The 24607-nt window shown below is 69.0% G+C and carries 19 protein-coding genes and 1 pseudogene; 5 read left to right on the forward strand and 15 right to left on the reverse strand.

Going from position 1 to position 24607, the window contains the following annotated elements; genetic code table 11:
- Nucleotides 1-108 precede the first annotated feature (108 nt).
- From AB0I23_RS35090 to AB0I23_RS35105, 4 genes are read right to left on the reverse strand one after another with little or no spacing between them, the layout of a single operon-like run.
- Nucleotides 109-1968 carry an IucA/IucC family protein gene (locus AB0I23_RS35090; RefSeq protein ID WP_359115794.1) on the reverse strand — a complete coding sequence of 620 codons (1860 nt, stop codon included), beginning with the start codon at nt 1966-1968 and terminating at the stop codon, nt 109-111.
- Nucleotides 1969-2028: 60 nt separating this feature from the next.
- Entirely contained in the window at nt 2029-2763 is a 735-nt protein-coding gene (locus AB0I23_RS35095) for a GNAT family N-acetyltransferase (protein WP_359115797.1), read from the reverse strand.
- Between the two features lie 60 nt (nt 2764-2823).
- Nucleotides 2824-4719 carry an IucA/IucC family protein gene (locus AB0I23_RS35100; protein ID WP_359115800.1) on the reverse strand — a complete coding sequence of 632 codons (1896 nt, stop codon included), beginning with the start codon at nt 4717-4719 and terminating at the stop codon, nt 2824-2826.
- Nucleotides 4720-4748: 29 nt separating this feature from the next.
- On the reverse strand, nt 4749-6140 hold the full coding sequence (locus tag AB0I23_RS35105) for a diaminobutyrate--2-oxoglutarate transaminase family protein (protein ID WP_359115803.1): 1392 nt from the start codon (nt 6138-6140) through the stop codon (nt 4749-4751).
- Between the two features lie 382 nt (nt 6141-6522).
- Here AB0I23_RS35105 and AB0I23_RS35110 point away from each other — a divergent pair, with 382 nt between their 5' ends.
- Complete coding sequence (locus AB0I23_RS35110; protein ID WP_359115805.1) at nt 6523-7680, forward strand: trypsin-like serine peptidase; 1158 nt, start codon at nt 6523-6525, stop codon at nt 7678-7680.
- 217 nt (nt 7681-7897) lie between these two features.
- Nucleotides 7898-9070, forward strand: coding sequence for a trypsin-like serine peptidase (locus tag AB0I23_RS35115; RefSeq protein ID WP_359115807.1), 1173 nt, complete (start codon nt 7898-7900; stop codon nt 9068-9070).
- 440 nt (nt 9071-9510) lie between these two features.
- Here AB0I23_RS35115 and AB0I23_RS35120 read toward each other — a convergent pair.
- From AB0I23_RS35120 to miaA, 7 genes and pseudogenes are all read right to left on the reverse strand, one after another.
- Nucleotides 9511-9963 (reverse strand): annotated as a pseudogene (locus AB0I23_RS35120) (helix-turn-helix domain-containing protein); the annotation flags it as partial.
- A gap of 86 nt (nt 9964-10049) precedes the next feature.
- The gene (gene hflX / locus AB0I23_RS35125; RefSeq protein ID WP_359115810.1) at nt 10050-11570 is read right to left on the reverse strand and encodes a GTPase HflX; all 1521 of its coding nucleotides are present in this window, start codon (nt 11568-11570) and stop codon (nt 10050-10052) included.
- A gap of 144 nt (nt 11571-11714) precedes the next feature.
- Nucleotides 11715-13169 (reverse strand): M1 family metallopeptidase, encoded by a 1455-nt coding sequence (locus AB0I23_RS35130; RefSeq protein ID WP_359115812.1) that lies wholly within the window; start codon nt 13167-13169, stop codon nt 11715-11717.
- Nucleotides 13170-13268: 99 nt separating this feature from the next.
- The gene (locus AB0I23_RS35135; RefSeq protein WP_359115814.1) at nt 13269-15422 is read right to left on the reverse strand and encodes a RelA/SpoT family protein; all 2154 of its coding nucleotides are present in this window, start codon (nt 15420-15422) and stop codon (nt 13269-13271) included.
- A 142-nt stretch (nt 15423-15564) separates the two neighbouring features.
- Complete coding sequence (gene dapF / locus AB0I23_RS35140; protein WP_359115817.1) at nt 15565-16437, reverse strand: diaminopimelate epimerase; 873 nt, start codon at nt 16435-16437, stop codon at nt 15565-15567.
- A gap of 104 nt (nt 16438-16541) precedes the next feature.
- A complete protein-coding gene (locus tag AB0I23_RS35145) occupies nt 16542-16979 on the reverse strand; it encodes a hypothetical protein (RefSeq protein ID WP_359115877.1) in 438 nt (145 codons plus the stop codon).
- A gap of 107 nt (nt 16980-17086) precedes the next feature.
- Nucleotides 17087-18025 (reverse strand): tRNA (adenosine(37)-N6)-dimethylallyltransferase MiaA, encoded by a 939-nt coding sequence (gene miaA, locus AB0I23_RS35150; protein WP_359115819.1) that lies wholly within the window; start codon nt 18023-18025, stop codon nt 17087-17089.
- Between the two features lie 234 nt (nt 18026-18259).
- On the opposite strand from miaA, the gene AB0I23_RS35155 reads away from it, so the two are divergent.
- The gene (locus tag AB0I23_RS35155) at nt 18260-18499 is read left to right on the forward strand and encodes a hypothetical protein (RefSeq protein ID WP_359115822.1); all 240 of its coding nucleotides are present in this window, start codon (nt 18260-18262) and stop codon (nt 18497-18499) included.
- Between the two features lie 22 nt (nt 18500-18521).
- Nucleotides 18522-18761 carry an antitoxin gene (locus AB0I23_RS35160; protein ID WP_037701395.1) on the forward strand — a complete coding sequence of 80 codons (240 nt, stop codon included), beginning with the start codon at nt 18522-18524 and terminating at the stop codon, nt 18759-18761.
- A gap of 119 nt (nt 18762-18880) precedes the next feature.
- Here the strand turns inward: AB0I23_RS35160 and AB0I23_RS35165 are convergent, their stop codons facing one another.
- Nucleotides 18881-19600 (reverse strand): class III extradiol dioxygenase subunit B-like domain-containing protein, encoded by a 720-nt coding sequence (locus AB0I23_RS35165; protein WP_359115825.1) that lies wholly within the window; start codon nt 19598-19600, stop codon nt 18881-18883.
- Between the two features lie 112 nt (nt 19601-19712).
- On the reverse strand, nt 19713-21215 hold the full coding sequence (gene miaB / locus AB0I23_RS35170; RefSeq protein ID WP_359115828.1) for a tRNA (N6-isopentenyl adenosine(37)-C2)-methylthiotransferase MiaB: 1503 nt from the start codon (nt 21213-21215) through the stop codon (nt 19713-19715).
- A gap of 95 nt (nt 21216-21310) precedes the next feature.
- Between miaB and AB0I23_RS35175 the strand changes: the two genes are divergently transcribed.
- Nucleotides 21311-22309, forward strand: coding sequence for a TAXI family TRAP transporter solute-binding subunit (locus AB0I23_RS35175; RefSeq protein WP_359115831.1), 999 nt, complete (start codon nt 21311-21313; stop codon nt 22307-22309).
- A 41-nt stretch (nt 22310-22350) separates the two neighbouring features.
- Here the strand turns inward: AB0I23_RS35175 and AB0I23_RS35180 are convergent, their stop codons facing one another.
- Both AB0I23_RS35180 and AB0I23_RS35185 read right to left on the reverse strand, forming a co-directional pair.
- Complete coding sequence (locus AB0I23_RS35180; protein WP_359115833.1) at nt 22351-23745, reverse strand: sensor histidine kinase; 1395 nt, start codon at nt 23743-23745, stop codon at nt 22351-22353.
- Nucleotides 23746-23760: 15 nt separating this feature from the next.
- The gene (locus AB0I23_RS35185) at nt 23761-24453 is read right to left on the reverse strand and encodes a response regulator transcription factor (RefSeq protein WP_359115835.1); all 693 of its coding nucleotides are present in this window, start codon (nt 24451-24453) and stop codon (nt 23761-23763) included.
- Between the last annotated feature and the right edge of the window lie 154 nt (nt 24454-24607).

Raw genomic sequence — 24607 nt, forward strand, 5'->3', positions numbered from 1 at the left:
GCATCGAACGCGGCACCCGCCGTGACGACACTCTCGCCAACGCCTACCGCGACTGGCTAACCGCCGCTTGACAGCCAATAGGAGCATCAACGGGGATCACTCCAGGACTCATGCCGAGGGGTGGAGCGGGTTGGGAACCGTGCCGTGGACAACGGCGTGCGGGCGCTCGGGCCGGTCGCGGTAGCCGTCCCGATACAGGCGGTTGCGGTTGAGACAGAGACGTTCAATACGTGGTGTCAGCATGTCGAACATCTCGAACCGGTCCTTGAGCTCGGGAAAGCGGGCGTGATGGCGCAAGATCTCGGCTCGGACGAGTGTCCAGAATTCGCCCTCCGGGACAGCGAGCTGCTCCTCGCACAGCCTGGACAGGAAGCGGAAGACACCGACGAAGAGCCCTGAATGGATGAACTGGGTGAGGAAACCGGGCTCCTCGGTGAGAAGGATGCCGCGTACGTCGTCCGGCATGGTCGCGTGCTCCGGCAGCGGCCGGGCGCTGATGTTCACATCGTCGACGAAGTCCTTGATCGCCAGTCGTACGGGCACGTCCTGGCCGTCGAAGACGACGATGGCGTTCTCGCCGTGCGGGGAGAAGACCGTGCCGTACTGGTAGAGGAAGTGCAGCAGCGGTGGGAGCAGTGCGGCGAAGAGCCGGGTCAGCCAGGCGGAGGGGGTCAGACCCGAGCGGGCGACGAGCTCGGCCGTGAAGGCGCGGCCGTGCGGATCCGTGTGGAGCAGCGAGGCAAGGGTGCGGGCGCGCTCACCGGCCGCGAGCCGGGGGTGGAGCGGTTCTCGCCAGATCGCGCCGAGGATTTCCTTGAACTGGTATGGGGTCTCGGGGAGATGGTCGTAGAGCGGGTGCTCGACCGTTACGGAGGCAACCTCTCCGAGCAGGATGACTCCGCAGGTGTCGCGCAGAAAGGGGTCGCGGTCGCGCAGTCCTTGGACCCAGGTGGTGACGGCGGGCGCCGCGAGGGTGCGCTCGGTCGGGAGACCCCGCCAGACCAGCGTGTTGAGGATCGACAGCGGCAGTTTGACGGTGTGCCGGTCGGGGCGTCCGAGGTTGGTGAAGGTGCGGATGGACTGCTGCGGCAGCCGGAGGTCCTCGTCGGTGTGCAGCGGAACGATGTCGCCGTCGGCGATGGCCGGGGCGAACAGCGGAACGATCCATTCGCCCCACTGCCAAGGGTGCACCGGAAGAAAGAGGTAGGAGTCCGGGTCGAGGCCGCGGGCGCGGAGCTCGGCGGTGAATGACGCGCGGACCGGGGCGTCGAGTTCCTGGTCGTACAGCTGCCCGGGAGTGGCGAGCCGAGTCACACCTCGGTAGCCGGCGATCCGGGTGTTCACGGCGACCCACGGCAGCCTGACCGGCCTGCGGGCCTCGGGCGTGAAGCGCGAGGCGTCGGCGGCGGAGAATCCGAGGCGCCCCTTGTTGGCGACGAGCCACGGATGGCCGGTCTGGTGTCCCTCGAGCTCGGCGTAGTCGAGTTCGGCCAGCCGGGCGGCGGTGAACGCGGTGTGGTCCAGCCGGGCGTCGGCGGCGAGTGTGGTGGTGACCTCGCGGATGAGGTGGCCGAGAGTGGCGCCATCGAGCTCAAGGAGACGATGGGCGCGGGCAAGGAACTGCAGCGGATCGCGGAACGGGATGGTCCCGGCCCCCTCGTCCTGACCGGTACCCGCGGGTGTGTTCCGGCCGGTGACGCGCATCGAGCCGGGGGCGACGTGCCAGCCGCCGTAGACACCGCGTCCGGCACGGAAGTTCAGAGTTTCGCCGTCGTCCAGCACAAGGGCGTATGTGTCACTCCCGTCGGCCCTGGGAACCGGCTCGATGACTTCCTCGTAGGCGAACTCGCCGAGCATTTTCGCGAGAAGGCGGGCGGCAGCCCGTTCCCAGACCGTCCGGTTCAGTTCTGGAGTGCTGAGCAGCGCGGGAGACTCTGCTGATTCATAGCTCGCAGGATTCTTCGGCACGGGGACTCCTCGGGACGGAACCGATGGGCTTCGAGCGGTGTAAGTAGTGCAACAGGTCGTTCACAGCTGGGCACGGTGGGCTCGGTCGCGGACCATCAGGGCGGCTCGTTTGTCGGGAAGTTCGACTTCCGCGGAGAACCGGAAGCCGGCGCTCAGAAAAGCGGAGACGGAGGGAGTGTTGCGCAGGTCGGGTTCCGCCACGACGCGTGCGCAGAGAGGACGGTTGTCGAGTACGAGGTCTGAGACGGCCCGGAGCAGGGTGGTGCCGACGCCGCGCCCGCGGTTCTTCACCCTGCCGATGAGGAGGTGGATTCCGGTGTCATGAGGTCGGGCGGGATAGTGGCGCGCCAATGGGTCGAGGTCCGCGCGGTAGATCTCCCAGTAGCTCATGGGAATGCCGGACAGCACGCCCAGGCAGGGGATGCTGCGTCCGTCACCGTCGAGCTGGGGGCGTAGATGGGTGGCGGTGACGGCTTCGGCCCCTGCGAGTTCCCAGAAGGCGGCGACTGCGGGATCGTTCATCCAACGACTGATCACGGCCAGGTCGCGGTCCAGTCGAACGGGAACGAGTTGGAACACTCCGGCGGTCGTGGTGACCGGTCGCCATTCGGCCGGGTTGTCGAGCAGATCGGAGGTGCCCAGCAGGGCGGAGGCCGGCGTTGTCGCCGGTGTGTCCTCCCCGAACAGCCCGAGGAACTCATCGGAGAGCTTCAGGTCCAGGGTGTCCTCGATGCCGGTGCCAGCCTGTGGGGCGGGGCCGGTTCCGGCATCGGCGTGCGCATCGGCGGGAGGCACGGTGACGCTCTCCTCTCAGCGGTTCAGACGGTTCGGTGGTCAGGCGGTGGTCGTGTTCCTTCACGCGTACAGGGGGTTGGCGATGGTGACGTAGACGGACTGAGTGTCGACGGGGCCGACGAGTTCGTCGAGACCGTGCAGTCGGGTCAGCATGTTGGCCTTGCACCGCAGGTGCGGGTTCTGCAGCAGCTGGGCGGGAAGCGGCGAGCCGAGATCGGTGACTCCGCTGAGGAACCGGCGCAGGGCAGCGATGAGCACTCGTTCATCGGCGAGATACTCGGAACCGAAGGCCCCGATCAGCCCGAAGATGTTGTTGATGCCCAGGTAGTAGGCGAAGCGCTCGTCGGTGACCGCATCGGAGACGAAGGTGTCGCTGACGGTTCCGATGCCGGGGAGCCTCTGCTCAAGTGCTACGCGGTGCGACTCGCGGAAATAGTAGCCCTGATTGTCCCGATATCGACCTCCGATGGGCCAGCCGGCGGCGTCCAGCAGAACCAACGTGTTCTGCTGGTGGGCTTCGAGGGCGACGCCTGATGTGGCGTCGAGCCACAGCACGGGTCGCACGACCCGGTCGAGGTAGCGCAGGAACCACTCGGCGGCGACCGCTCCCCTGGTCCTGCCGGTGGCGGCAGCGAGGCGGAAGACGATGTCGGCGAGACGCGATTGCATCCCTGGGCGGCCGGACCAGGGGCGCGGGGAAGTCAGCCCGGCGATGCACACCGCATCGTCGTACGGGCCGAACGGGTTGTGGCGCAGCATGACGTCGAGGCCGGGGACTGGTTCGCCCGCCGGTGTATCGACGGCGAGCCAGGCCGGGTCGCGGACGATGTCGAAGCCGGGGTGGACGGCGTGCCACTGCGCAGCGAGTCCACTGCGGAGCAGCCGGTGAACCTCCACACCCCGGTGGAGTTCCTTGCGCAGATTCTCACGACGGGAGTTGGTGATGCGTACGCCGAGGGAGAGCTTGAGCATGACGTCGGCGCCGGGCTGATGGACGGTACGGACGGAGGAGGTGGGGTGCCAGGGCTCGCCGTGCGGCCCCAGGTCATGGAGAAGGCCGGCTTCGAGCAGGGCCGCGACGTCGGGACGGCTGCCCAGTTCCCGGGCCTGCCAGGGGTGGAGCGGAATCGGTGCCGTGTTGGCGGGGAGTTTCAGTCCGTCGGCGTGTGAGGCGACGAGGTCTTCAGCGGGGACGAGGCGGCCTCCATCCGTCCACGAGGACTCGGTGGCCAGCAGGGAACGGTCCACAGCCAGCCAGTGCAGCGGGAAGGAGCCGTGCAACTCGGGTGAGTAGAGACGGGATTCGGTCTCGGAGATGCCTTCGCGGCTCTTGGGGCTGGGGTGCATGGGGTGACCGAGCAGAAGTGACTGCTCGGCGCTGAGGAAAAGGTCCGCGTGGGCGGGAGGTGTGGGTGTGCGACGTCGCTCGGCGATGAAACCGGCTGTACGGCGGACGGAGTCGGCGACCCTGGCCACCATGTCGGCGCCTTCGTTGCGGTCTGCCTCACGGCCCAGCAGGGCGGCGACGGTGACGGCATCGGTGGTCGGCGCTTCGTCGGCTACGTGCTCCAGGGTGGGCGGGGCAAAGCGGTGCCATCCCGTGGCGGACCAGTAAAGGACGGGGACGAGCAGTGCGGTGCCGCTGGCGGGAAGCGGGATACGGAGAGTGTCCCCGTCGGGTCGGGGCAGACCGTTCTCGCGGACCCAGCAGCGCAGCAGGTTCTCGACACCTGATGCGTCCGCGGCCCGGAGCGGGTCCGGGTGGTCGAGAGGATCGGCCGTTCCTGCGCCGACAGCGGGTGTATGTGGGGTACACCGCTCGCCATGGGGGGCTGCCATCTGGCGCGGCACCGTCGTCTGCTCGACTGCCACTCGACCGACGAGCACGGACTGGCCTCGTTGCTGGTCGGCGGGGGGGCCGTCGGCCTCGGGCGCGGGCGCGGGGGTGGGGTTCACGGCGGTCTTCCTTGTGAGGGTGTCCGGGGTCAGTGGGTCGACCCGGTCGTGATTCGGCGATGCGGCGAGCGTTCAGCGGCTGCCAGGGCGTCGGCGAGGCGGTCGACGACCGCCGTTGCCTGTTCGTCGGTGAGCGTGAGCGGAGGGAGCAGGCGTACGACGGTGGAGTGGCGTCCACCGAGTTCGACGATGAGGCCGCGTCGGAGGCATTCCTGCCGGACAGCCGCGGCGAGGACCGGATCGGGCGGTGCCTCGGTGGCGCCTGAGGTACCACCGGTGAGCGGGGCGGACTCGGGGTCGACGAGTTCGACCCCGATCATCAGCCCCCGTCCACGGACGTCTCCGATGCACGGGTGGTCGGTTGCCAGTGTGCGGAGGCGGGCGAGCATACGGGCGCCGAGCGTCGCGGCGTGCTCGGCAAGCCGGTTCTCGCGCACGTAGGCGAGGGTGGCCGTGCCGGCGGCCATCGCAAGTTGGTTGCCGCGGAATGTGCCGGCGTGGGCGCCCGGTTCCCAAGTGTCCAGTTCGGAGCGGTAGATGATCACGGCGAGGGGGAGGGAGCCACCGATGGCTTTCGAGAGCACCATCACATCAGGGGTGATCCCGCTGTGCTCGACTGCCCAGAAGGCGCCGGTCCGGCCGACGCCGGTCTGGACCTCGTCGGCGATCAGGGGGATGGAACGGGACGCGGTGATCTCACGCATCCGGCGCATCCAGCCGTCGGGGGCGGGGTTCACGCCGCCCTCCCCCTGCACCGGTTCGAGGATCATTCCGGCCGGCGCCGGTACTCCGCCCTTGGGGTCGTCCAGCAGGCTCTCGGTCCATCGGGCGGCGATGTCGGCACCGCGTTCGCCACCGATACCGAACGGGCAGCGGTACTGCAGCGGGAAGGGGAGCCGGGTCACCCGGACGTCCTCAGCTCCGCCCGAGGCCGCAAGGGCTCCCGCCGTCATCCCGTGGTAGGCACCTGTGAAGGCCAGGAGTCCGCTGCGCCCGGTCGCGGCACGGACCAGCTTGAAGGCCGCCTCGACGGCATCCGTGCCGGCCGGCCCGCAGAACTGGATGCGAGCGTTGTCGGCGAACTCCCGTGGCAGCGTGGCGAACAGCTCTGTGGTGAACGCGTCCTTGACCGGCGTCGCGAGGTCGAGGACATGGAGGGGCGCACCCGAGTCGATAACCTTCTTGATCGCTTCCAGAACCACCGGATGGTTGTGCCCGAGGGCCAGCGTGCCGGCGCCGGAGAGACAGTCGAGATAGCGCCGTCCGTCCGCACCCTCGATGGTCAGCCCCCGGGCCCGCACCGGCACGATCGGTAGCGACCGCGCATAGGTGCGGGCGGCCGATTCGCGCGTCGACTGCCGGCGCAGGATTCCCTCGTGCACCGCGGGCGGTGCCACCGGAGCTGGTTCGGTCACGGCCACGGCTTCTGGTCCTCCCGCAGTAACAGTTGAGTTGCACGTCAGTACGTTTCCGTAAGGACGGACTGCGCGGATGAACGCTGTCCGTAAGTCCCTCGTACGTACCAACGACGCCGGGCGCAGGGGATCACGGGCAAATCGGAAGATCCCCGCGGAGACGGAACTGTGGACCTGCTGCGTACCGTCCCCACCGGCACCGGCATAGTGGGGGACCGTGCCGACGCTCCGGGCACCGTGCCCTGAGTGCGCGGCACGTTCGGATCAGTACCCAAATGCAGTACAGAAGTGTTGAGTTACGAAGTCCCAGGGGGATCACCACATGCGACCGATTCGACCAGTTCTCACCGCACGTCGTGGGAGGAGCGCACGTCGCACGCCCCCATCCGTGCTCACTGTGGCCGCGGTCACCGCCGTTCTCGCGCTTACGGCCACCGCCTGCGGGCCGAGCGAGGACCATGCGAATGCCGAGCCGAGCAACTCCGCCGGGCAGACCTCGGACAACAAGATCACTATTCCGGACGATCTGCGGGACCGGCTCAAGGAACACGGAGTCGACCTCGACAAGTGGAAGAACGGCGAGTGGAAGAACTGGGACAAGGACACGTGGCTGCGTGAGGCCAAGGACTTCATCAACCCGATCATCGAGGGCCTCTGGGACCCGGAGCGTATGCGGGATGCCGACAAGGCACCCGAGCAGCCGGTCGACAACGACATCTCGGGTGACAAGGGTGTGACGGACCCGACGCCCGCGCCGGTCCAGGCCACGCATGCGCAGTCGCCTTACCACGACAATGCCGCAGAGTCGGGGAAGCTCTTCTTCGACGGCCCGGAGGGTTCCATGGTCTGCTCCGCAACAGTGGTGAAGGACCCGGCCAATCCCGGAAAGTCCAACATGGTGTGGACAGCCGGGCACTGTGTGCACGCGGGCAAGGAGGGCGGCTGGTACCGCAACATCGCCTTTGTACCCTCGTACAACAACAGCGGCCTGTCCCTCGCCGAGCTGAAGAACGCGCCCAAGGAGAAGATCGCTCCCTATGGCGTGTGGTGGGGCCAGTGGGCGCAGACGTCCGACCAGTGGATCGCCGACGGCGGCCCCACCGGTGGCCAGGGAGCCCCGTACGACTTCGCGGTCCTGCACGTGGCCCTGGAGAAGGGCTCGACCGGGAAGTCCCTTGAGGAGACGGTCGGTTCGGCGCTGCCCGTCGAGTTCAACGCCCCGGCCGTGCCGAAGATCGGCAGCATGACGGCAACCGGCTTCCCGGCAGCTCCGCCGTACGACGGCCAGAAGATGTTGCAGTGCAAGGACAAGCCGGGGCGCCTCTCGCTCACCGAGGCGGACCCGACGATGTACCGCATCGGGTGCTCCATGACCGGCGGCTCCTCCGGTGGTGGCTGGGTCACTGCGGGCCAGGACGGCAAGCCCACACTGGTGTCGAACACGTCCATCGGCCCGGTGTCGGCCGGCTGGCTGGCAGGTCCGCGCCTCGGCAAGGAGGCCAAGGGCGTCTACGACGCGGTCAGCAAGAAGTACGCGGGACAGTAACGCGCACGAACTCCCTTCACTCACCTTGCTGGTGACGGCATTTCAGGTGCCCCCGGCGCGACAGCAGTCCGTCGGGGGCACCTGTGTCCCGGTGACAGAAAAGCATGCCTCGAACCGTCATAGGGTGGGCCTGCATCCCGGGGTGGCCATGGGTCCGGTCACGCTCGCATGACACGTTCATGGCATTTTCTGAGTGTTTCAGGGAAGGAAATTTTTAGTGCGATCCATACGTCCGCTGCTCGCTGCGACCGGCCTCGTCGCCGCCCTCGCGCTGACGACCACAGCATGTGGCCCGAGCGAGGACAAGACGGCCGACAAGCCCGCAGCCGTCGAATCCGCCAGTGGCAACCACGTCAGAGGCGGCGCATCCGCCAATCTGGCCGAGACGCTCAAGAAGCACGGCGTCGACCCGGATAAGTGGAAGAACGGCGAGTGGAAGAACTGGGACAAGGACAAGTGGCTGCGTGAGGCCAAGGACTTCGTCAACCCGGTGATCGACGGGCTGTGGAAACCCGAACGAATGAAGTCCGCCAAGGACCCGGCGAAGACGATGGCGGCCGGTGACCTCTCCGGCGACCAGGGCGTCACGGATCCGGAGCCCGCACCGGTCAAGGCACAGCCTGAGGACCTGCCGTACCACGAGCACGCCGCCCCGGTCGGCAAGGTGTTCTTCGACTCCCCCGAGGGGTCCATGGTCTGCTCGGGCACGGTCGTCAAGGACCCGAAGAACCCGGGCAGGTCCAACCTGGTGTGGACGGCCGGACACTGTGTCCACGCCGGTTCGAAGGGGGGCTGGTACCGCAACATCGTCTTCGTGCCCGCCTACAACGACAAGGGCAAGTCCGCCGCCGCGCTGGAGAACGCCCGGCCTGAGGAAATCGCCCCGTACGGCGCGTTCTGGGCAGACTGGGCCACAACCTCCGGTGAGTGGATCGCCCGTGGTGGCCCCACCGGTGACGAGGGCGCTCCGTATGACTACTCTGTGCTACACGTGAAGCCGGAGAGCGGCACGAAGTCGCTTGAGGAGACCGTGGGCAATGCCCTGCCGGTCAACTTCGACGCCCCCGAGATCTCGCAGATCAGCGCCATGGGTGCCTGGGGCTACCCCGCCGCCGCCCCGTACGACGGTCTGATCATGCACAAGTGCATCGACCGTCCCGGCCGGCTCTCCATCAACCCCAGCACCCCGACGATGTACCGCATCGGCTGCACCATGACCGGCGGTTCCTCCGGTGGTGGCTGGTTCAGTGAGGGCTCTGACGGCAAGCTGGCTCTGGTCTCCAACACCTCGATCGGCCCGGCAACTTCGGGCTGGCTCGCAGGACCCCACCTGGGCCAGGGCGCGCAGGAGATCTTCATCACGATGAGCGACAAGTTCGCCGGCCGGTAGTCAGGGTCCGGTCCACGCCCGAAGGCCCGCCTCCTCACCAGGCGGTTTCTAGCAGTCGTTGCAACACGCTTGTAGTGGTGTGCCACTGGCTGCGGGGTTTCTTGCTTCACTTCCCGTCGGTGTGGCGGGAAGTGGCGCGTCTTCGTGTGCTGGGTCTTCGGCCGGCGCGCGGTAGCGGCCCATGCTCGCCGTGATCAGAACGGCTCCGGCCGGGGCTGCGATCCCGTAGACCAGGAGGAAGCTGTCTTTCACCAGGTTGAACAGGATGAGCAGGGCGATGAGGCCGGCGAACGTGCGTGCTCGTTATTGCGAATTGACGGCTCAGCAGGCTTCTCTCAAGTCACTCCCGGCCAGGGCTCTCGCCCTGTGGACCGCCGTGGACATCTCAACGGAAAGCCTTGCGGCACGTGTTCTCCGAGTCACCCAGCGCCTACCAGGGTGTTCTGGCTGATCCTGCACGGCTTGGGGCGGGGCCGGCGGGCATCGGCCTCGGCAGCGTGCGGCCGGTAGTGCCACAGGCCGCGCGCCCCGTCCGTGCGGTTGCGCCGTATCTCCCGGCTGACCGTGGACGGATTGCGGCCCAGCTCGGCGGCTGTCGCACGCACCAACGCCTTCTCCCGCAACCGGTCCGCGATGTACATCCGGTCCGCCTCGTCCAGGTACCGGGACGGACCAGAAGGCGGCACCACCGGTCGAACCGGGGGCCGCCTTCTGCTTGCGGTCGGCGCTGCGGCCGTTGCGCCGTCGGCGCCCGGTCTTCGCGTTGATGCCGCCTATCTGGCATGCGTGCGCGTTGCTGAAGCCCTGCTGCATGAGCCGGACGTATGTCTCCCGCTCACACAGCAGCCTCTTCGGCCCTGGGCCGTCCGGATCTTCCGGATCTTGAAGTCCATCGCATCCCCTGAACTGGGGTGTTGCGACAACCACTAGAACCCACGCCACGAGGGGGCGGGCCTTCGGTCCGTACTGAGTCGTACTGTCAGTGCGCCACAGGCACGAACGGCGCTAGGTCCGCGGCCAGTTCCTCGTGCACCCGCGCCTTGAGGAGAGTGCCCTCCGAGGTGTGTTCCTCGGAGATCACTTCACCGTCGGCGTGTGCCCGGGAGATGAGTCCGCCGTGCGTGTACGGAACGAGAGCCTCGATCTCGACCGACGGCCGGGGCAGTTCGGCATCGATGAGCGCGAGCAGCTCGTCGATTCCGGCTCCGGTCCGCGCCGAGACGGCGATGGCGTATTTCTCGTTCCGCAGCAGACGCTGAAGGACCAGCGGGTCGGTCGCATCCGCCTTGTTGATCACCACGACCTCGGGCACGTCCAGCGCTCCCACTTCGCGGATCACTTCGCGCACCGCGGCGAGCTGCTCCTCGGGTACCGGGTGCGAGCCGTCCACCACGTGCAGGATCAGGTCGGATTCGCCGACCTCCTCCATGGTGGAGCGGAACGCCTCGACGAGGTGGTGCGGCAGATGCCGAACGAACCCGACGGTGTCGGCCAGGGTGTAGATCCGGCCGCTCGGCGTCTCGGCCCGGCGCACGGTCGGGTCGAGCGTGGCGAAGAGTGCGTTCTCCACCAGGACGCCCGCCCCGGTCAGCCGGTTGAGCAGCGACGACTTGCCGGCGTTGGTGTAACCGGCGATGGCGACCGAGGGCACCTTGTTGCGCTTGCGCTCCTGCCGCTTGATCTCGCGACCGGTCTTCATCTCCGCGATCTCCCGGCGCATCTTCGCCATCTTCTCGCGGATCCGGCGCCGGTCCGTTTCGATCTTGGTCTCACCGGGACCACGGGTGGCCATGCCGCCACCGCCGCTGGAACCGCCGCCACCCATCTGACGGGAGAGCGACTGACCCCAACCGCGCAGGCGCGGCAGCATGTACTGCATCTGTGCCAGCGATACCTGCGCCTTGCCCTCTCGGGACTTGGCGTGCTGGGCGAAGATGTCGAGGATCAGGGCAGTCCTGTCGACCACCTTGACCTTGACGACGTCTTCCAGATGGATCAGCTGGCCGGGGCTGAGCTCACCGTCACAGACGACGGTGTCGGCCCCTGATTCGAGGACGATGTCACGCAGCTCCAGCGCCTTGCCCGAACCGATGTAAGTGGCCGGGTCGGGCTTGTCACGCCGCTGGAAGACGGCGTCCAGCACCTGGGCACCCGCCGTCTCGGCGAGCGCGGCCAGTTCCGCGAGGGAGTTCTCGGCGTCCTGCACGGTCCCCGAGGTCCAGACGCCCACCAGCACCACACGCTCCAGGCGCAGCTGTCGGTACTCGACCTCGGTGACGTCCTCGAGCTCGGTGGAGAGGCCCGCCACACGTCGCAACGCCGCGCGCTCGGAGCGGTCGAACTGCTCGCCGTCCCGCTCTCCGTCGATCTCGTGGCTCCAGGCGACGTCCTCTTCCATCAGGGCGTCGGCCCGAAGGCTTTCGGTGAGGCTCTCGGTGACGTTCTCCGTGGCACTCTGCGCATTCTGCGCGTCCTGGGAAAGGGAAGAAGAGGAGGTCATTGGATCCTTACGTCGATGGAAGTCCGTTACGTCAGTCACAACGCGTGACCTGTCCGGAAGATTCCCGCTCGGGAGAATCTCCGGTCCGGCTGCAGCGGCGACCTGTCGATAGTGGCACGGCCAGGTCGGCCCCGTCACCCGGGTTTACCGGTGTCCGGCGGGCTGCGTGCTGTGCCAGTCCGGGTGCCCGGGCATCGGCGGGGTCTTCTCGCTGTACAGCCAGCCGTCGAAGAACGCGCTCAGGTCGCGCCCCGCAATCTCTGACGCCAGCCGGACGAAGTCCGCCGTGGTGGCGGTGGAGTCCCGGTGCGTCCTCACCCAACGGCGTTCCAGCCGGCCGAAGGCGCTCTTGCCGATCTCCTGTCGCAGCGCGTAGAGGACCAGTGCGCTGCCGTCGTACACCACGGGCCGGAAGAGGCTGATCTTCTGTCCCGGCGAGGGCGCGGAGGGACGGGCCGGCGGACCTCCGACTGCGCGCCAGCTGTCGGACCGGGTGTAGGCGTCACGCATCCGGTTCACCAGCGACTTCTTGGCGTGCTCCTCCGCGTAGCGGGCCTCGTACCAGCTGGCATGTCCTTCGCTGAGCCAAAGATCGGACCAGGCCTTCGGGGAGACGCTGTCGCCGAACCAGTGGTGGGCCAGCTCATGAACCATGAGCGAGTCGACGTACCACGTGGGATACACCGACTCGGTGAACAGGGACCGCTCGAAGAGCGTGAGTGTCTGGGTCTCCAGCTCGAAGCCGGTCGCTGTGTCGGCGACCAGCAGTCCGTACGTCTCGAAGGGGTAGCGTCCGACCTGGCGCTCCATCCACTCCAGCTGTCCGGGCGTCTTCTCGAGCCAGGGCTGCAGGCGCGCGGCGTCCGCGGCCGGCACCACATCACGAACCGGCAGTCCGTGCGGCCCGGTCCGCCGCAGGACGGCCGAGTGCCCGATGGAGACCTGGGCCAGTTCGGTGGCCATGGGGTGCTCGGTCCGGTACGTCCAGGTGGTCGAGGCGCCGTGCCGGACCGTGCCGACGGGCAGGCCGTTGGCCACCACTGTCAGGTCCTTGGGGGCAGTCACCCGGAAGGTGAAGTACGCCTTGTCGGCGGGGTGGTCGTTGCTGGGGAAGACCCGGTGCGCGGCATCGGCCTGGTTGGCCATGGCCAGGCCGTCGGAAGTGCGCAGCCAGCCGCCGCTGTTCTGGTCGCCGCTGGGGTCGCTGGTGTGCCGGACGGTGATCCGGAGCGGCGCTCCGGAGGGCAGTGTGCCGAGGGGCTCGACGACAAGGTCCTCGCCCGTGACGGCGAAGTCGGCGCGCAGGCCGTTGACCGCGACGGAACGGACGGTGCCGCGGGTGAAATCGAGGTTGATGCGGTCCAGTGGTTCGGTGGTCCGCGCGTCGATGGTGGTGACGGCGTCCAGGAGTTTGCTGTTGCTGCCGTGGTAGGTGAATCCGATGTCGTACGAGAGGACGTCGTACCCCGGGTTGCCGAGGGTGGGGAAGAGTGAATCGCCGATGCCGAGCGGCACGGGTGCGGGCAGGGCGGCGGCAACGAGGGTGGCCGATGCGGTGGCCAGCAGGGCGGCCCGCAGGCGGCGGGGGATGAACGGCATGGACTACGGCTATCAGCGACCCGCACGGGTACGGGCGCGGCGCGCGCCGTGCCACTCGAACGAGGTCGCCGGGACAGCTGGGCGCCTCGGAGGACTGGTTCAGACGGCGGCGGCCGGGTGCTGGGCGCGGTTCACGTCGTACACCCCCGGTACGTCCCGCATCGCGCGCATCAGTGCGGGCAGTCCGGCGGCGTCCGGCAGCTGCAGGGTGTAGGTGTGCCGAACACGTTGTTCGCTGGGCGGTTCCACGGTGGCGGAGACGATCGCCGCATCCGACGACGCGATGGCCTCGGTGAGATCGGCAAGCAGCCCTGTTCGGCCGAAGGACTCGGCGACCAGCGTGACCCGGCATTCCGCCGCGTCGCCCCAGCCCACCATGACGGGCGTCCGGCCCCCTGCCAGCATCCGGGCCACTCCGGGACACTCTCGCCGGTGCACGGTGACGACGCCGCCGCGCACGGTGAATCCGGTGACGTCGTCGGGCGGTACGGGGGTGCAGCAGCCTGCGAGCCGTACGGTGGCGTCCGGCATGCCCACCACGACGGTCGCGGCGCGGCGTGCTGCCCGGTCGGCTCCGGCGTACGACGGGTCCGCCTGCCGCCGCTCGGGCCTGCGGCCTGCGGGCTGGCTGCCGTAGGCCCCCTGGGCTCCCCCCGGATGGGCGTCGAGCCAACCGGTGATGGCGATGCGTGCGGCAGGCGTACGGGCATGGTCGAGCCAATCCGGTGAGGGGCCGGAAGCGGCGTCCTCGGCGAGCAGCAGCTGCACGGTGTCCCCGTCGCTGAGCACGGTGGAGAGCGTGGCGAGCCGGCCGTTGACCCGGGCCCCGATACAGCTGTGGGCCTCCTCGCCGTACTGCGCGTACGCGGCGTCGACGCAGCTGGCGCCGGCGGGGAGTCCGAGCGTGCCGCCGTCGGTGCGGAAGACCGTGATCTCCCGGTCCTCGGCGAGATCGGCGCGGAGGGTGGTCCAGAAGGTGTCCGGGTCGGGGGCGGACTGCTGCCAGGCGAGGAGCCGGGAGAGCCAGCCGGGCCGGGTCGGGTCGGCGCGCTCGCCGTCCGCGGGTTCGGCCTGCGGCAGCACGGAGGTGCTGTCCGCGGTGTAGGGGTTGCCGAGCGCGACGACGCCCGCCTCGGCCACCTTGTGCATCAGATGCGTACGGATGAGGACTTCCGCGACCGCGCCCTCCGCGCCCACGACAGCGGTGTGCAGCGACTGGTACAGGTTGAACTTGGGAGCCGCGATGAAATCCTTGAACTCGGAGATCACCGGGGTGAAGCAGGTATGGAGCTCGCCGAGGACGGCATAGCAGTCGGCGTCCTCGCCGACGAGCACGAGCAGCCGCCCGAAGTCGGTGCCGCGCAGCTCGCCGCGTTTGATCCTGACGCGGTGCACGGAGACGTAATGGCGGGGCCTGATGAGGACTTCCGCGGGGATGCCGGCGTCCCGCAGCACGGTTCTGACGTTCTCGGCGATGACGGAGAGGGGGTCCTCGGTGGCGCCCGGGGAGCCGGATTCCGGTGCCGACGCCGCGGCGATCAGTGCCCGGGTGTGTGCGTACTCCTCGGGATGGAGGATCGCGAAGACAAGATCCTCCAGCTCGGTCTTGAGTGCCTGCACCCCGAGCCGTTCGGCGAGCGGGATCAGCACGTCACGGGTGACCCTGGCGATCCTCGCCTGTTTCTCCGGGCGCATCACCCCGAGGGTGCGCATGTTGTGCAGCCGGTCGGCAAGCTTGATCGACATGACCCGGACGTCGTCCCCGGTGGCGACCAGCATCTTGCGGAACGTCTCGGGTTCGGCCGCCGCCCCGTAGTCGACCTTCTCCAGTTTGGTGACGCCGTCGACGAGGTAGCAGACCTCGTCGCCGAACTGTTCCCGCACCTGATCGAGGGTCACCTCGGTGTCCTCGACCGTGTCGTGGAGCAGCGAAGCGGTCAGTGTCGTGGTCTCGGCCCCGAGCTCGGCGAGGATCAGCGTGACCGCGAGCGGGTGCGTGATGTAGGGCTCGCCGCTCTTGCGCATCTGCCCCCGGTGGGAGGACTCTGCCAGGACGTAGGCCTTGTGGAGGATGCTGAGATCGGCGTCCGGGTGGTGGGCCCGGTGGGCCTCGGCGACGTGGCCGATCGCGTCGGGCAGCCGGTCACGGGAGACCGGTCCGAGCACGGCGACGCGGCCGAGCCTGCGGAGATCGATCCGGGGGCGGCCTCGTCTGCGGATGGGAGCACCTGGGTTGGTGGCCTCTGCGCTCATGGGGGCACCTCCGGCAAACGTCGACCGGCGGTGGGAAGGTGCGGACGCGCCTCCGGGCCGGTGCTTGATGCTACCGACCCCACCACGTGGCGGAGTCCGGCTCTCGCTCAGCGTGAACCGGATCACCCATTCGAGCGAAGCTCTAGCCGGTCACCGTTTCGAGCCAGGCCGGATCGATCTTGCCCTCGGCGACGATGACAGCGGCTCCGGTCATCTCGATCTCGCCGTCCGGCCGCTCGGTGATCACCAGGGTGCCGCCCGGCAGATCGACGGTGTACGTGACCGGGGTACCGGTCTCGGCGGGGTCCGCACCGTCCCTGCGGGCGGCGGCGACGGCCACGGCGCAGGCGCCGGTGCCACAGGAGCGGGTCTCGCCGGAACCGCGCTCGTGGACCCGCATCGCCACATGGCGCGGTCCGCGGTCCACGACGAACTCGATGTTGACGCCATCGGGGTAGACGGCGGCAGGGCTGAACGGCGGTACGGAGAGCAGATCGCCCGCCTGTGCCAGGTCGTCGACGAAGGCCACCGCGTGCGGGTTGCCCATGTTCACGTTGCGGGCGTCCCAGCTGCGGCCCTCCACGGTGACCGTGACTCCGTTCTCGGGGAGCAGGGCGCGCCCCATGGAGACCGTGATGTCGCCCCCCTTGGCGAGGTGGACCTTCTTCACGCCGCCGCGGGTCGCGACCGCGAGGTCGCCCTCCTCGACCAGTCCGGCGCGCTGCAGATAGTGGGCGAAGACGCGTACGCCGTTGCCGCACATCTCGGCGATCGAACCGTCGGCATTGCGATAGTCCATGAACCACTCGGCGTCGGCCGCCATGGTCCGCGCCTCGGGGTGGGCGGCGGACCGTACGACGCGCAGCAGCCCGTCACCGCCGATACCGGCCCGCCGGTCGCAGAGCCGGGCGACGACGGATGCGGGCAGGTCGAGGGCATTGTCCGGGTCGGGAACGATCACGAAGTCGTTCTCGGTGCCGTGACCCTTGAGGAAGGCGATCTGCGAGGTGCTCACAGGGCAACTGTACGAGGCCGCACCAGCAGCGGACCAAGCCGGGCCGCGCGGTGGACGGGCGGCGGCGACGGGCAGACATCAGGAGGCCGAGCGCAGGCCCGGACTCAGCGCAGTCGTGCCACGCGCCAGATGGCCAGCGCGGCCAGTACGCCGCACACGGCCACATACAGGGCGATGACACGCCAGTCCGGGCGCTCCCCCGAGCCGCGGGGCGGCAGGCCCGGCCAGGTATGGCCGACACGGCGCGCGGCCATCATCCCCCAGCCCGCGGCGCAGCAGCTGATCAGCAGACCGAGCATGGCGACGACCGCGCCCCCGTCGCCGAACTCGAAGGCGAGCGGGAAGGCGAACATCAGCGAACCGACGGCGGCAAGCATGACGATCGGAGCGAGCTGCCAGATCCTCAGACGGCGTGCGGGCCGCAGCTCGACCTCGACCTCGGGGGTCACCTGGGGCTCGTCGGGCCCGTCAGGGCTCAGGCGTCCCGCCTCGTGCTGCGTGTCCGGTGCGTCTTGTTCTGTGTCGCGAGGGCCGGCCTCCATCGCCACGCGCCCTCCCAACTCGGACTCCACTGGTCGATCGATGCTCGATGATGGCACGCTCCCGGTCGCCTCAATGACGGGCAGGGCTTCCCGATGCCATCACGTGATCAGGCTGTAACCGCTCGTTCGACCAACGACAGCGCCTGCTGCGGGAGTTCCTCGCGGTGCTCAGCGGCGCCGCTCAGCCAGTGGACGCGGCGGTCGCGGCGGAACCAGGAGTCCTGACGCCGCGCGAAGCGTTTGGTGGCGCGGACCGTCTCGGCGCGTGCCTCGTCCTCCGTGCACTCCTTGGCCAGGGCGGCAAGCACCTGCTGATAGCCGAGCGCGCGGGAGGCGGTGCGCCCCTCACGCAGACCGCCGGCCTCCAGAGTCCGCACCTCGTCCACGAGCCCCGCCTCCCACATCCGGTCGACCCGGAGGGCGATGCGTTCGTCGAGTTCGGGGCGGGCCACGTCGACGCCGATCTGAACCGCGTCGTAGACCGCTTCGCGACCCGGGAGGTTGGCCGTGAAAGGCTTGCCGGTGATCTCGATGACTTCGAGGGCCCGGACGATGCGGCGGCCGTTGCTCGGCAGGATGGCCCGGCCTGCCTCGGGGTCCGCGACGGCGAGCCTGCCGTGCAGTGCCCCTGAGCCGTGCTCCGCCAGTTCCTGTTCCAGCCTGGCGCGTACGCCGGGATCCGTGCCGGGGAATTCCAGTGCGTCGATCGCACCCTTCACGTACAGCCCGGAGCCGCCGACCAGAACCGGTGTCCGGCCCTCGGCCAGCAGCCGGTCGATCTCGGCGCGGGCCAGCCGCTGGTACTCGGCGACGCTGGCCGTCTCGGTCACGTCCCAGATGTCCAGCAGTCGGTGGGGTACGGATCCGCGCTCGGCGAGCGTCAGCTTCGCGGTGCCGATATCCATCCCCCGGTAGAGCTGCATGGAGTCGGCGTTGACCACTTCGCCACCGAGCTGCTGGGCTAGGAATACCCCCAGATCGGACTTTCCGGCTGCAGTGGGACCGACGACGGCGATGACCCGCGGTGCGGGAGATGAACTACTCACTGCCCCAGTCTCGCAAACCTCCGTCCCTCTCCCCGAACGAGTTACGTGACGGAACGAAGCCGGAGTCGTTTGCTGTTCCGAGGTTTCGCGCGCCGGTTCGGACCGGCCCCGCCCGGTGGGCGGTCGGACGGCCGAAGGCCTGACGAGGGCCGACGGACGAGAGCCCGAGTGGCGCAAGGAGACGTTCCGGGCGGCGCGGAATTTCGATCACGCGAGTAAAATACTGGAGTAAATATGGGTGTTTTTTCATGGTTTCGCCGTTCCTCGTCCGGAGCGGTCGCGGCGTCGGCCGAGGAGGCCGCCGCGCCGACGGACAAGGCTTCCCAGGTCGCCGCGTCGGTCTCATCCGGGGCGACGCTGGACGAGTCGGCGATGTCCACCGGGTCGGAGTCCTCCGAGAGCGTGGAAATCCCGAAGCAGCAGTCGGCCGACGAAGCGGCGGACAACGAGGCCGGAGAGAACGCCCGCACATAGTCCCCAGCAGGGAAGGTGTCCGATGGGCTTCCTGGACAGTCTGAAGGCCAAGCTGAGTCCGGCGAAGGACAAGGTCGGCGACCTCGCGCAGCAGCACGGGGGCAAGATCGACCATGGGATCGACAAGGCCGCACGAACGGTCGATCAAAAGACAAAGGGCAAGTACAGCGACAAGATCGAGTCCGGCTCGCAGAAGGCCAAGGACGCGATTGACCGTCTGTCCCACATGGGCGAGGGCGGCACGCCGCCACCGGCTTCCTGACCTCGGCACCTCGACCTGATCACGGTGGACGGCCGTGGAGCGGTATCGCTTCACGGCCGTCACGTCCGTGCCCCGCCGGGAAACTTTCCGAACCGGTCCAAAACCAATCGGATCCGGTCTCAGGACCAGGTGGCGACCATGTATCCGACGCCGTACGGAGCGTCCTCGTAGAGCAGTCGGCCGTTCAGCCCGGCCCCTTCCGCGGCGCCCGCCAGCACCTGCCACGGTGCCCGGCCCGCCACCTTCAGTTCGTACGCCATCGACTCGTCCAGCGCACGCAGCGCGGCGAGGTCCGCTGCCCCCAAGGCCCGCGACACCTCCGTGTCGAACGAGACGGCGCGCTCGTCCAGATATCCGGGGGCTTTGACCGTGCGGCAGGCGCTGCCGTCACCCATCACCAGCATGGCCACGCGGCGGGCCCTGGCCGCCAGCTCCCGTCCGGTGCTCACGCAGCGCCCGGCATCGAGCGTCTCCCCCACGCCGAGACCCTCGATCGGCGCGTCCGCCCACTCCGCGCGGGCGAGCAGCCACGCGCCGACGGAAAGAGACGGCGGAAGCGGGCGCTCCGCCGCAGCGCCGGGGTCTCCCCCGAGTCCGAGCCGGACGTCGAGATCGACGCCGAAGCCCTTGAAGGAGCCCGGGGCCCCCTCGGGATGCGGCCCGCGGCCATCAGGATCCGCGGGCCCGATCACGATCAGCAGGTCGGGACGGGCCGCGGCGAGCACACCCAGGGCGTCGATGCACGCGGTCCTCGCGGCTCGTAGCTCGGGCGCGGCTCCGGCGGCGACCTCGGGTACCAGCAGGGGCGGACAGGGGCAGACGGCTGCGGCGACAAGCATGCTGGGCAGCGTACTGCGTCGGCCGATTCCGCCTGTTTCCCCCGTCCGTGCCGGAAGCGGGTCCATGACCCGGCGTACCGGCTGCGGGTCGGTGTCCCGATTCGGTGCGAGGTCAGTCGCACCCGCAGCCGGGAGCCGCCGCGGGCGGCAGCGGCGCCGGGGCGCCGATACCGGGCAGCCCCAGCATCACTCCGGCCGGCTTGGCGGCCTCGGCGCCCGTGCGCTTCTCCCAGGCGTCCCCCGACCGGGTCCGCCGTACGCCAAGCGGCGCGCCCTCGGCGAGCAGGTGGTGCGGGGCGGCGTAGGTGATCTCGACTGTCACCACGTCGCCGGGGCGCACGTCCTCGTCCGGCTTGGTGAAGTGGACCAGGCGGTTGTCGGGAGCACGCCCGGAGAGACGGTGCGTGGCGCCGTCCTTACGGCCCTCGCCCTCAGCGACCATGATCTCCAGGGTCCGGCCGACCTGCTTCTTGTTCTCGTCCCAGGAGATCTCCTCCTGCAGGGCGGACAGGCGCATGTACCGCTCCTGGACGACCTCCTTCGGGATCTGCCCCTCCATGTCGGCAGCCGGGGTTCCGGGGCGCTTGGAGTACTGGAAGGTGAAGGCGTTGGCGAAGCGCGCCTGACGGACCGCGTGCATGGTCTGCTCGAAGTCCTTCTCCGTCTCGCCGGGGAAGCCCACGATGATGTCGGTGGAGATGGCGGCGTCCGGCATCGCGGCGCGCACCTTCTCGATGATGCCGAGGAACCGCTCCTGCCGGTACGAGCGCCGCATCGCCTTCAGGATCGTGTCCGAACCCGACTGCATCGGCATGTGCAGCTGCGGCATGACGTTCGCCGTCTCGGCCATCGCCGCGATCACGTCGTCGGTGAAGTCGCGGGGGTGCGGCGAGGTGAAGCGGACCCGCTCCAGGCCCTCGATCTTCCCGCAGGCGCGCAGCAGCTTGGAGAAGGCCTCGCGGTCGCCGATGTCGGAGCCGTACGCGTTCACGTTCTGGCCGAGCAGGGTGATCTCGGAGACGCCCTCCGCGACCAGTGCCTCGATCTCGGCCAGGATGTCGCCGGTGCGGCGGTCCTTCTCCTTGCCGCGCAGCGCCGGAACGATGCAGAAGGTGCAGGTGTTGTTGCAGCCGACGGAGATCGAGACCCACGCCGCGTAGGCGGACTCGCGGCGGGTGGGGAGGGTGGAGGGGAAGGCCTCCAGGGATTCGGCGATCTCGATCTGCGCCTCCTCCTGGACACGGGCGCGCTCCAGGAGCACCGGCAGTTTGCCGATGTTGTGCGTACCGAAGACGACGTCGACCCACGGGGCCCGCTGGACGATCGTGTCACGGTCCTTCTGCGCCAGACAGCCGCCGACCGCGATCTGCATCCCGGGCCGCTTCGTCTTCATCGGGGCGAGCCGTCCGAGATTGCCGTAGAGCTTGTTGTCCGCGTTCTCCCGCACCGCGCAGGTGTTGAAGACGACGACATCGGCGTCACCGTCGGCGCCCTCGGGGGCACGCACGTACCCCGCGCCCTCCAGCAGCCCCGACAGCCGCTCGGAGTCGTGAACGTTCATCTGGCACCCGTAGGTGCGCACCTCGTACGTTTTCAAACCCTCTACCTCGCTCATCTCGTCCACAAGGGTACGAGGTCGCACGGACACCCAGAGCCTTTCCACAGGACCGGCCCTGGCCATCACGGGGAGTGAGCTGGCAGGATCGCGCCATGCTCCGCGCACTGTCCCGTATCGGCCGCCGACGCACCCTTCAGGGGGGTGCCGCCGTTGCCGTCGTACTCGGACTCGTGCTGTGGTGGGTGCTGCCGCTCGGGGATCCACCGCCGAGCGGATCGCTGACCCTCAGCACAGGGGTACGCAGCGGGGTCTACCACCGCTACGGCGAGCGGCTCAGGGGAGCGCTCGCCAAGGACCTGCCCATGGTCTCGATACGGCTGCAGACCAGCGAGGGCTCCCAGCAGAACATCGAGCGGGTGGCGACCGGGAAGGCCGACTTCACCATCGCCACGACCGATGCCCTCGCCACGTATCTACGGGACGGCAAGGCGGGGGCCGACCGGCTGCGCGGCTGTGTCCGGCTGTACGACGACTACATCCAGCTGGTGGTGCCCCGGGACTCGGACGTGCAGACGGTCTCGGATCTCGCCGGCAAGCGGGTCGGGGTGGGGCAGGAGGGTTCCGGCGTACGGCTGGTCGCCGACCGGCTGATGACCGCCGCGGGACTTGATCCGGCGCACGGCATCACTCCGGTCCCGGCCGGGATCGACACGATGCCGACGCAGTTGCAGAACGGTCTTCTCGATGCCTTCTTCTGGTCCGGCGGGCTGCCGACCACCGCTGTGCAGGAGCTGTCGGACCGCTTCCCGATCAGGCTCGTACCCCTGGAGGCATCGCTGATCAAGCGGCTGCGGACCGGGGGCGACCCCACCCGCTACTACCGCTCGGCCGTGATGCCTGCCGACGCGTACCACAAGGCCCAGCAGGGGTCGGCCATCACGACGGTGGCAGTCGCCAATGTACTGGTCACCACGGACCGTACGGATCCGGCGATGACCGAGGCGTTCACCCGGACCGTGATCGACAGCCGGGACCGCATCGGACGCGAGGTGCACGCGGCGCAGCTGGTGGACCTGCGGACGGCGATCTACACCGATCCGCTGCAACTGCACGACGGGGCCAGACGTTACTACCGTTCGGTCAAGCCCTGACGCACGCCGACGGGGCGCCATCGCGGCACCCGGTACCGGAGTCAGTCGCTCGGGCCGTTGCGCGGAACCGTCACCGTCACCCGCAGTCCGTGCGGCTCGTGCGGTGCGTAGGAGAGCGACCCACCGCCCGCGGCGAGCAGTGCGTGGGAGATGGAGAGCCCGAGGCCGGACCCCTGGACGTTCTGATGCTGGGCACTGCGCCAGAACCGGTCGCCTATCCGCTCGAGCTCCTCATCGGTCAGCCCCGGGCCGCGGTCGGCGACGGCCACGGTGACGGTGTCGCGGCCGGCGGCGACGGTGACACGGACCTCCTCACCGGCGGGGGTGAACTTGCACGCGTTGTCGATGACGGCGTCCAGGGCGCTGGAGAGCGCGATGGGGTCCGCCCAGGCTGTCACGGCGGATGCCCCGTCCGCGGTCAGCCGTACACCGTTCTCCTCCGCGAACGGGCTCCAGGAAGCCACCCGTTCCGCGGTGAGCGCGCCGATGTCCGTGAGCTGGAGGTCGGCCGTGGCATGCTCGGCCAGCGCCAGGTCCAGCAGGTCGTCCAGGACCTGACCGAGGCGCTTGCCCTCCGTACGGACGGAGGCGATCTCCTCGTTCCCCTCGGGGAGTTCGAGGGCGAGGAGCTCGATGCGCAGCAGCAGCGCGGCGAGGGGGTTGCGCAACTGGTGCGAGGCGTCGGCGACGAAGGCGCGCTGCTGCTCCAGCACTTCCTCGACGTTGTCGGCCATCTCGTTGAACGAACGGGCCAGGCGTCTGAGTTCCGGCGGCCCTCCTGATGCCACCACCCGGGACCGCATCCGGCCGCTGGCGATGTCGTGCGTCGCCGCGTCCAGGGTCTGGACGGGCAGCAGGACCCAGCCGGTCAGCCGGATCGCGGCGCCCACGGCCACCAGCATCGCAACCACCTCGCCGGCCGCGATCAGCAGCCAGCCACGCAACGTGTGGGTGCGCATCTCACCGGTGGGCGAGTCGAGGACGACGACGGCGACCACATCGCCGTCCCGTACGACGGGCGAGGCGACGACGACCCGGCCGTGCTGCCAGGGCCATACCTGCGGCGGATCATGACTGCGGCGCCCGAGGAGCGCCTCCCTGAACGCCTCGCGGCCCGCTCCCTCGACGGGAAGCCACCAGTCGGCCGGTGCCTTCGCCATGGCGGTGTCGTCGCGGTAGAAGACGCCGGCCCGGATTCCGTACACCGAGTCGTACATCTCCAGCTCCGACTGGAGCACACGGCGCCGCTCGTCGTTGCTGCCGGTCGGTTCCGTGACGAACTGCGCCAGTGCGGCAAAGCGTGCCGTGTCGTCGATGCGGTCGATCACCACGCGCTGCTGCTGGGCGGCGGCCACGCTGACGGCCAGCGGAAAGCCGAGCGCGAGCAGCACGGCCGCCATGAGGATGATGAGCAGGGGGAGGAGACGGTTACGCACCGGGGCCGTACGCCTTTACGCGGACGGGGCGACGAGCCGGTAGCCGACCCCGCGCACGGTCTCGATCAGTGCGGGCAGCCGCAGCTTGGAACGCAGGGACGCGACATGCACTTCGAGCGTGCGCCCCGTTCCCTCCCAACTCGTGCGCCACACCTCGCTGATGATCTGCTCCCGGCGGAACACCACGCCGGGGCACTGGGCGAGGAGTGCGAGCAGATCGAACTCCTTGCGGGTGAGCTGGACTTCGGCGCCGTCGACACTGACCCTGCGGGTCGGGAGCTCGATGTGGACGTGCCCCAGGCGCAGCGCCGCCACGGGGGTCGGCACCGTGTCCTCGCCGGCCGACTTGCGCCTGCTGACCGCGTGGATACGGGCGAGGAGTTCACCGGTGTCGTACGGCTTGACCACGTAGTCGTCCGCTCCGAGGTTCAGGCCGTGGATCCTCGACCGGACATCGGCCCGCGCGGTCACCATGATCACGGGGATGGAACAGCGCTTGCGGATCTTCCCGCAGACCTCGTAACCGTCCTGGTCGGGCAGTCCGAGGTCGAGGAGCACCACACCGAAGGGCTCCGTGTCCGCCGGCAGCAGGGCCTTCAGGGCCTCCTCGCCGCTGCGTGCGTGCACGACCTGGAAGCCGTGCCGGGCGAGCACCGCGGACAGGGCGGCCGCCACGTGGTTGTCGTCCTCGACGAGCAGCAGTCTCATGGCCCCCCTTCCTCTCCGCTTTCGCTTCGTGGTGCGGGCTTCCCGCACTCCCCGGCAACTGTCCATCTTCCCGGTACTTCCCTGTACCGAGGTGTTTCACGTCATCACGTACCAGGGCATCCACTCCGATAACCGGTACGCCAGTCAAGGGCCC

The sequence above is a fragment of the Streptomyces atratus genome (assembly GCF_040655115.1).
GTDB lineage: Bacteria > Actinomycetota > Actinomycetes > Streptomycetales > Streptomycetaceae > Streptomyces > Streptomyces atratus_D.